Genomic DNA, 7935 nt, shown 5'->3' on the forward strand with positions numbered 1-7935 from the left:
TCAAGGCGGCGATGCGCGCCAGCCGGGCCAGGTCGTTCTCGCTGTAGCGCCGCGTGCCGCCCGCGCTGCGCGCCGGGGTCACCAGCCCGTGCTGCTCATAGAGACGTAGCGAATGCATACCCAGCCCGGACAACTCCGCGGCCACCGAGATCCCGTACACCGCACGTCCCGGGCCCGGCCGATGATCGCGCCCCGGACCAGGATCGTCATTGTGGCGATCGCCCGACATCGCGCTCCCCTCTCGCATTTTCCAAGATTACCTTAGCCAGACTCTTGCACTCATCTCAAGACCGTGCTAAATAAATCTATGTCAGATAGCAGAGGTTATCTGGATGTATGTACTGCGATGGAGATGGGAGTGAGTGGAGGTGGCGACCATGCTGATGCGCACCGATCCGTTCCGGGATCTGGATCGATTCACGCAGCAGGTGTTCGGCACGGCGGCGCGGCCGGTGGTGATGCCGATGGACGCCTGGCGCGAGGGTGATGAGTTCTTCGCCGAACTCGACCTGCCCGGGATCGACCCGGAGTCACTGGATCTGGACATCGAGCGCAATGTGGTGACCGTGCGGGCCTCGCGCCCGCCACTGGATGCCGACCGGTCGATGATCGCCGCGGAACGCACCCGCGGGGTGTTCAGCCGCCAGTTGTTCCTCGGCGAGAACCTCGACACCGAGGCGATCCGCGCCGACTACCGCGACGGGGTCCTGCGTCTGGTGATCCCCATCGCGGAAAGAGCCAAGCCCCGCAAGATCGAGATCACCCACCAGTCCAACGGCCATCAGGCGATCAACGCCTGACCCGGCGGCCACGCGGAACGCCGCAGAAATTCGGGGTTGAGGTTCGTTCCGCCGACGGGTGGGCTCGGATGCCTTGGGTCTCCGGGCTCACCCGGCCCTTGCACCGGATCGGTGGAGAGCATGGTTTCGCGCGTGCCCGTCGGGCGCTAGGACGCGAGACGCATCGAGGAGGGATGTGAACGGTGTGGTGGAACAGATGAACGACGACGACTCGGCCTCAAATCTCGACCCGGGAACCGGCGCCGATGGTTTCGCTGTCACCGTCAACGTGCGTGACAACATCTTCGTGCTCGGTGTCAGCGGAACACTCGACATGGTGACCGCCCCCCGCCTCACCGATTCGATCCAGCAAGAACTGCGAAAGCGGCCGGCCGTGGTCATCGTGGACCTGACCGAGGTCGAGTTCCTCGCCTCGGCCGGCATGACCGTCCTGCTCACAGCCCACCAACAGATCGGCGATACCGCGCAATTCGCGGTGGTTGCCGACGGCCCCGCCGTCGCACGACCACTACGCCTGATCGGCCTCGACAAACTGGTGACCATCCACACCACCCTCGACGCGGCGCTGCAAGCATCCTCGGAAGCGTGAACCTCGATCCGGGTACCGAGTCCGACCCACGGAAGCACCGCACTTCGCCCTGAACGGCGGATTCCGAGGTCTGCTCCCAACCTCGGCGCCACATCGACCGTTGTGGGCCCACAACCCCACACTCTGGTTACGCGCCGCCCACCGCGGGTATCCCCGACCAAGCCATCGACAACCTTGCCGCAGCGCTCGTCATCACGAGGTTGCCCGTTGGGTCACACACGGGTGAGGCAACCGTGAACGTAAGTCCCAAAATTCACACCCTGATCGTCTACGAAACGATATTCGGGCACACCGAGTCGATCGCGAAGGTGATCGGCGAGGAGTTGACCACACTCGGCACCGCCGACGTCCTCAACGTCAACAAAGCACCGCTGATCCTGGACGACTTCGACCTGATCGTGATTGGCGCCCCAACCCATGTCTATGGGCTGACCGGCACGGTAACCAACCGCATAATTCTGCACGAGTGGCTCGATCGAATCTCCTCGTCCAATTCGATCTGCCGCGCAGCAACATTCGGCACCCGCATCGACAAGCCACGGTGGCTGACCGGATCCGCGGCCCACGCCCACCGCCGACGACTACGCCGCGAGGGCTTCACGATGCTCGGGAAGCCTGGCGATTTCAAGGTCACCAGCATGGTCGGCCCACTCGTCGCCGGCGAAATGGACCGCGCGCGCGACTGGGCACGCGAACTCGCGGCCGCTGTTGCAACGGTCGCCTGACCGGATCACACGAGCGAGCCGACGATCCGCGGCCGGAAGGCGCCAAATGCGTATGCCCTGTACCGGTTTTGGGTCCAACCGCGGTCGATGAGCGACCTGTTGCGAATTGGGGTCGCGCGGCCGCCAGCCCCGGACTCTTCGGTGTAATCACCTGCCAGGACAGTGATCTCGGCGTCCACATGGTGTCGGCGCACACCTGCGCGATCGCCGCGCCGAGGCTCGGTGGCACCGGGCATGCGACCACCATCGATATCGGCGATCGCGCGATGCCCGAGGCCGACGAGATGCGCGACCGCCAGTTCGATGCCACCGCCTTCCGCGGTAGCACCGAAGCGACGCCCGCGACGTTGACGCTGCGGCTGAACTCGACCTGTCTCAGGTCCCTTGAACTCGACAGTTCCGCCGCGCTACCGTGAAACACGCATTGAACAGGGAAAACACCAGACCTGCGGATCCACCGACCGGTGACCTTCCGGTCGATGGCGGATCCTCAAGTTTGGCTGGATATCGGCTGGATAATGTCGTCCACCACGGCGATTTTCTGGTACGAACAAATCAAAATACGTGATCTGACCTGCAGTTTTACTGGTGGTCCCGGCTGGGATCGAACCAGCGACCTTCCGCGTGTGAAATGGACAGAACACCAAGTACTTTCGGAATTCCCAGGTCAGTTGGGCCCATCACCTCCCATTGGACCAACTGGACCGGCTCATCTGACCCGTTGGCCGGATTCTGGCTGGATAGAACGGTCGGCATGCCGGCGTGCCTGCTGACATTCGGTGCCACGAGGGCGCGACGGCAGACCACACAGGTACGACGGGCCTGAAATACCGAGGGCGTGAATCGAGGCGAACGATGCATAGGTCCCCACGTGATCCCTACGAACTCTGCTTGTCAACAGCATCCGAAATACACGCGAGAATCCCGCTGGGCATGCCTTCACATGCACCTGCAGCCTTCCGATTTGCCGTGTCTCCAACCCTGCCCAACACGACGGCATCGCCGCGGCGGCGGTCCGCGGCATGCCGCTTATTCACAAATTGAGAGAACCACTGGGCACTGCAAAAGCGGCAAGACCGACGAGTGGCGCTGACGGTCTGGGAGTCCGCGGATGGACGTCTCGAATCGCTGGAACCAGACGCGAATTCGGCGACCCCGGCGCAGCGATTAGCTGGCTTCGAACGACCGCACGAGCTTGCAGCAACGCAGGGCCCGGGACGCTCCACCAGGCCCTGCGCCAGTCTGTGATCGCCACAGTCATCGAGATAGACGACACGGCGGCGCGCCCCAAACGTCCCGACGAAACCCTGACTGGACGCGAATGCCAGGTCACCCAACTCGTTGCGCGGGGGATGTCCAACAGGGGCGATCGCCGCCGAGCTCGTGATCTCACGGCGCACCGCGGAGATACACGTCGACCATATTCTCACCAAACTCGGTTTCACCTCGCGCGCACAGATCGCCGCCTGGCTCCCGAGCAGCCCGATCTCTGAATTCGCCTGTCCCGGTGTCACGCGCCGGTGCGACGCGGTCGCTGATCGAGATACAACCGCTCGTTCGGCAAACGCGTTTCCGGAAGGTGCTTCTCGATGCTATGCCGAACCAATTCGACTGCGCACCAGCGTTTCCGGCGACAGTCATCGATCAGATTCAACGCCGCCGCCACCCTGGCCCGGTAGTCGAAAGCAGTCGCGCCCAGCCAGACACGCACATGCACATCGCCCTGAGCCACGAATCGGGGTTCCTCGGCACCGGTCAGCAACGATGCGCTCCCACCAAGCGAGCGTCACCGCGCCACCGCGATGTCAACGCATCCCAGAAGCTCCGCTCGAGCAGTCTCGCTATCGCGTTGCCGCCCGGCCGGTACCGCACCCCTTCCTGGAGCAGTGTCATGAGTCGCCGGCGGCCGACACCGAAGGTCATCAGCAGATCGCCCGTACTCGAGCCGCCGACGGGTGCCCAGCGGATCGCGAATTCGATCACCGACCTCGCGTCCGCGTCGATCGCTCGGCGGGCGATCGTCTTCACGCTCGGAGCGCCACGCCGCCTTGATAATGAAAGTTTTCGATCCCCGTCAATCATATTCTCAATCGACTCTCTCGAATATTCATGTACCGCATGAGATTTCACGTTGTCCAACACGCGGTGTACGGTTAGCCCGACCCGCAAATGCCCTGCCGACGGATTCCGGTGGTGACACCTCCTGCAACGACCAGACTCAGGAGCGCGAGGCGACCCGCAACCGATCGCAGCTAGACCCGGGTGCCTCGAACGAGCCTCACCGCCCCTGGACCGGTTCGGCCACCGTTCCGGCGCAGCCCGCGATTGATTTCATTGCGGCACGACGGCTCCCAAACAAGCGTGTAGCGCGGGGCCCTGGCGAGTAGCCTCGCGGCCCCACCCATCGCGCACCCATCGCGCACGCTCGCGCGGTTGCCTCAAACCTCCGGAATTCTCAAGTTGATCGATAGCAAGTGTAACTCGGACGACCGACTATTACACGGTACAGAATAAGTACCGGAATTAGGAATCAGGAGAATACCTGTTCGGCGTTACGAAGAATATTTATCGACTATCGACATTTCCTTGCCGCCCGCCCATGACTGGACCGAACACCCGTTCAAGCGGTAGCACTCGCGGCTAGGCCAGGATCAGCCGGGCGCCCATCGCGATGTCGGCCCCGGCACACGCCGCCGCGTACGTCGTCGGCAGTCGGGTAACGGCGGCATCGTGGGTGAACACCGCGTCGTAGGCGGCGTGGGCAATCCAGCCGACCCCCAGCAGGCGACGAGCGGTCGCGGCAGGCAGGACGACCGCGGTCGCGGCGACTGCGCACGCCGCACCGAGCGTGACCATCTCACCGGCATCCAAACCCAGTTGACGTCGCGACAGCGGATAGACCGCGGCCGCCGCGACAAGGCCAACGCCGGCGATTGCGGTGCGCCGGCGTGGTAACCATCGAGCGAACGCGACATCGGCAGCAAGCGCGAAGCCCGCACCCTGGACCAGCGCGGCAATCCCCGCGGAATCACGCACGGGCCGAGGCTAGTTCGGCGAACCGCGCCGGTCAACACACCCCCGACACGGCCCCGGCCTGGCCAGGGTCACGTTGCTCCCTCGGCGAGGATTGCTCTCGGCCGCACCCGCGACGGTTCGGCAGCACCGGGCAACTCGTCTCGATTGTCGCCAAGCGCCGTGGAACCGAACCTTCGAAGTATCAGAGGGACGCGCTTGGCGGCCTTTCCTTCCGCTTCCTGATTCTCTCCGTCCCCTCGGTACCTTTCACCACCCCGGACATGCATCTCGGCCTCGAGTTCAATCAATGCCTTGTCTAGGAATCGGGACCGTTGTTGCATGGCGCTGTCGCCGGCCGCTTCGAGACCGATACAGAATCGTTCCTTGCGCCGCTTGATGTGGGCCAAATTCTCGATAAGCGCTCGGCGCGCACCATTGCGACCATCCCACGGTAGGTCAGGCCAATTACGAAGAATAGGTGGTAGACGCACACCAAAAGTGTGGCCCACCAGGGCCGAGGGTTCCCTCTTTCATTCCGTCTCCGTCCCGGTTAGACGCCACGGGCGTTTTTCCCCGTCGTGACAATCCTGACTGCTTCTCGATTGTCATTGCGGCGTTGTTCGTCGATATGGGATTCAGCGCAGTAAAGTGAAATTTGCCGCTCAATACACTGGCTCTCGATTCACAAGGAGCGAAAGTGTCCTCATCGCGCGAAGAACTCACGGCCGAACAGCAGGCAGCCCTGGAGGAGGCCGCATTCCTAGTCGTCAGCGCACGCAGAGAGGCTGCTGAGCTAATCGCACGGTCCGGGGTACCCCGGCCTGACGATGGGTCCGGTTTCGGGACCCCCTGTAACGCGCACATAGAAGGATTCGGCAGGTGTCCCTGTAACCGCTACAAAGGCGACGGAGAACCGTGCCGGACCAAGGTCACCCTCGATCCGATCGCAACACCAGTACCCGTGAGCAGCTGCGGCCACCCCCCGTCGAAGCATGTCTCGACATGAACCGACAGAAATTCGAGTGGGCGAATCTCAGTCAATTTCGCGCGCCGTCGGCGACCCTTATTTGAGAACGCAGCGCCAATTTGCCGAATGCGGTCGGGACGGTGGATCCAGCACGGACCGCTGCTCCCGACACGCACGTGGGCCTGATCGGGAGGCCCAAAGTAGCCGTCCAGTCGTCACTGCGAGTAGGCGCGACTTCCCGACCCAGCGGGGGCGACCTGGGGTCGCGGTACGCGAGTGTCGTTGATGTCCTGAGGTGCAGATGAGCGAGTCCCGACCCGCCGACGGGGTGGTGTGGGTGCCGTGGCTTGTGGTGCCCGAATCAGGGTTCGAAGTCGCCCGACCACCGGGGAGTCCACTAACGCCGTGCGGCGTCAGCGTCGTGCAGATCAACGAGCGGCAGTTCGACGTGCGAACCGCTTTTCGGTACACGGACGACAAGGTTCAGAAGTACCTGATCGACAAGCTGGTCGCCCGGGGAATGACACAGGAGGAGGCGCAGAACGCTGTCGATGACGCACGGACGTTCACGCCTCCCAAAGAGAACCCGACGGACCTGGCGTCGGTCCCGCAGTACTTGCGCTGGTTCGAGAACTCCTATGGCAAGCACTCGCTGGCTGCGCTGATCCACGACGAACTGATCACAGACAAGGCCAACACCGGGTCACTCCGTAGCGACACCCTCTCCGACCGCTTCTTTCGGGAGATGATGCGGACCTCCGGCGTTCCGTGGCTGAAGCGCTGGATCATGTGGTCGGCCGTTGCGCTCCGCACGCGGTTCGTCGTCGGGGGTTGGCGAGGTTACACGCGGTGGAGCGTCATCGGATGGCTGGCCCTGAGTGTCGTGGGGATCGCGTGCGCCGTCGGGCCAGTGGCTTCGTTGGCCTTCGATTGGCCGTGGTCGTGGCCGTGGTCGCCGTCGTCATGGCCGCTGTCACCGTGGTGGACGCTCGTGGTCGCGTTCGTGCTGATTCCCGTCGGTGGCTTGCTGTGGGGACGACAGTGGGGAGCGAGTCTCGTATCGGCCGTCGCCGCATTCTGGCTCGTGCCAGCGGCACTCGTGGCCTTCCTGGCATGGATCGTGTACCTCGATCTGGAACAGGAGGCCAGGGGCGCCTCCAAACTGAGACGCCGATAGTCGGCGTTGCAACTCTTCTCTTGTCGCACAGCGTGATTCGGAAATGAAAGCTCCCCCGATCGAAGCATCCGACATCGTCGGCCAACACATCCGGGAGCGAAATTGTGAGAGGGTGCTCTGCCGGTTTGCGACCGTCGTGGTTTTCGGAGCAGCACGCGGCGTGTCTTCCGATGAAGAAGCTCGGCCAGACCACGGCGCGAAACTCCGTGGCAACTTCAGCCCCATAACGGTGGACGCAGCGATCGACCTCCTCGCTGGCGCTGGAGTTGTCGTGCGAGAGCGGCCGACGAGACCCGCTCTCCCCATCGACCGTCCTGGCCCAATGCGGCTGCTACGGTTCCACGCTCGCAACTTGGCGTTAGAGGTGAACAAAGGCGCCGGCACGCTCGGTGCCGACCTCGACTCCCACACAGAGTCCGGTAAGGCCAGACCAATCTCGTATCTAATCGCCGCCTGGGCCGAAGAAGATGCGACACCAAGCGTTGCTGCCGCGGCCGAACTGCTCAAGCTCGACCAGACACCCCCTGCCCCAATGGACTTCCCAACTCATTGATCCCCGGCCTGGCTACTGCGCTCTCCCTCGGCGACGTCATGAGACACGCGTGTACGAGATGGGCTCAACGACAACGCCACCGGCGAGAGAAATCCCGACTGCGCTGACG

9 protein-coding genes, 1 tRNA gene and 1 pseudogene are annotated in these 7935 nt (G+C 63.4%); 7 read left to right on the top strand and 4 right to left on the bottom strand.

Annotation, left to right across the window (positions count from 1 at the left end; translation table 11 throughout):
- Positions 1-229 (bottom strand): MerR family transcriptional regulator (locus tag A8G08_RS26650; protein WP_157108452.1); only part of this gene is annotated, 229 nt, incomplete at its 3' end.
- A gap of 133 nt (positions 230-362) precedes the next feature.
- On the opposite strand from A8G08_RS26650, the gene A8G08_RS11785 reads away from it, so the two are divergent.
- The 4 genes from A8G08_RS11785 (at position 363) to A8G08_RS11800 (ending at position 2530) form a co-directional block, all read left to right on the top strand.
- Positions 363-800: an Hsp20/alpha crystallin family protein gene (locus A8G08_RS11785; RefSeq protein ID WP_157108527.1), complete on the top strand. Its 438-nt coding sequence runs from the start codon at positions 363-365 to the stop codon at positions 798-800.
- Between the two features lie 175 nt (positions 801-975).
- Positions 976-1389 carry an STAS domain-containing protein gene (locus A8G08_RS11790; RefSeq protein ID WP_245672791.1) on the top strand — a complete coding sequence of 138 codons (414 nt, stop codon included), beginning with the start codon at positions 976-978 and terminating at the stop codon, positions 1387-1389.
- Positions 1390-1622: 233 nt separating this feature from the next.
- Positions 1623-2114 carry a flavodoxin domain-containing protein gene (locus A8G08_RS11795; RefSeq protein ID WP_169823298.1) on the top strand — a complete coding sequence of 164 codons (492 nt, stop codon included), beginning with the start codon at positions 1623-1625 and terminating at the stop codon, positions 2112-2114.
- A gap of 68 nt (positions 2115-2182) precedes the next feature.
- Entirely contained in the window at positions 2183-2530 is a 348-nt protein-coding gene (locus tag A8G08_RS11800; protein WP_157108528.1) for a hypothetical protein, read from the top strand.
- A 170-nt stretch (positions 2531-2700) separates the two neighbouring features.
- On the opposite strand, the gene A8G08_RS27120 is transcribed toward A8G08_RS11800, so the two are convergent.
- Positions 2701-2820: transfer RNA gene (locus A8G08_RS27120), tRNA-Val, on the bottom strand.
- A gap of 589 nt (positions 2821-3409) precedes the next feature.
- Between A8G08_RS27120 and A8G08_RS28465 the strand changes: the two are divergent.
- Positions 3410-3587: pseudogene (locus tag A8G08_RS28465) on the top strand (helix-turn-helix domain-containing protein); the annotation flags it as partial.
- A 282-nt stretch (positions 3588-3869) separates the two neighbouring features.
- On the opposite strand, the gene A8G08_RS28005 reads toward A8G08_RS28465, so the two are convergent.
- On the bottom strand, positions 3870-4142 hold the full coding sequence (locus A8G08_RS28005) for a hypothetical protein (RefSeq protein WP_068273969.1): 273 nt from the start codon (positions 4140-4142) through the stop codon (positions 3870-3872).
- Positions 4143-4754: 612 nt separating this feature from the next.
- Positions 4755-5150, bottom strand: a complete 396-nt coding sequence (locus A8G08_RS11815; protein WP_068273971.1) for a hypothetical protein — start codon at positions 5148-5150, stop codon at positions 4755-4757.
- Positions 5151-5826: 676 nt separating this feature from the next.
- Between A8G08_RS11815 and A8G08_RS28470 the strand changes: the two genes are divergently transcribed.
- On the top strand, positions 5827-6135 hold the full coding sequence (locus A8G08_RS28470) for a DUF6422 family protein (RefSeq protein WP_222844260.1): 309 nt from the start codon (positions 5827-5829) through the stop codon (positions 6133-6135).
- Positions 6136-6397: 262 nt separating this feature from the next.
- Positions 6398-7273 carry a DUF1353 domain-containing protein gene (locus A8G08_RS11825; RefSeq protein WP_068273975.1) on the top strand — a complete coding sequence of 292 codons (876 nt, stop codon included), beginning with the start codon at positions 6398-6400 and terminating at the stop codon, positions 7271-7273.
- Positions 7274-7935 lie beyond the last annotated feature (662 nt).

Source organism: Aldersonia kunmingensis (genome assembly GCF_001646865.1).
GTDB lineage: Bacteria > Actinomycetota > Actinomycetes > Mycobacteriales > Mycobacteriaceae > Aldersonia > Aldersonia kunmingensis.

Coding starts and splice junctions, on each gene's coding strand:
- A8G08_RS11825 (WP_068273975.1), top strand. CDS start 6,398: ATGAGCGAGTCCCGACCCGCCGACGGGGTGGTGTGGGTGCCGTGGCTT.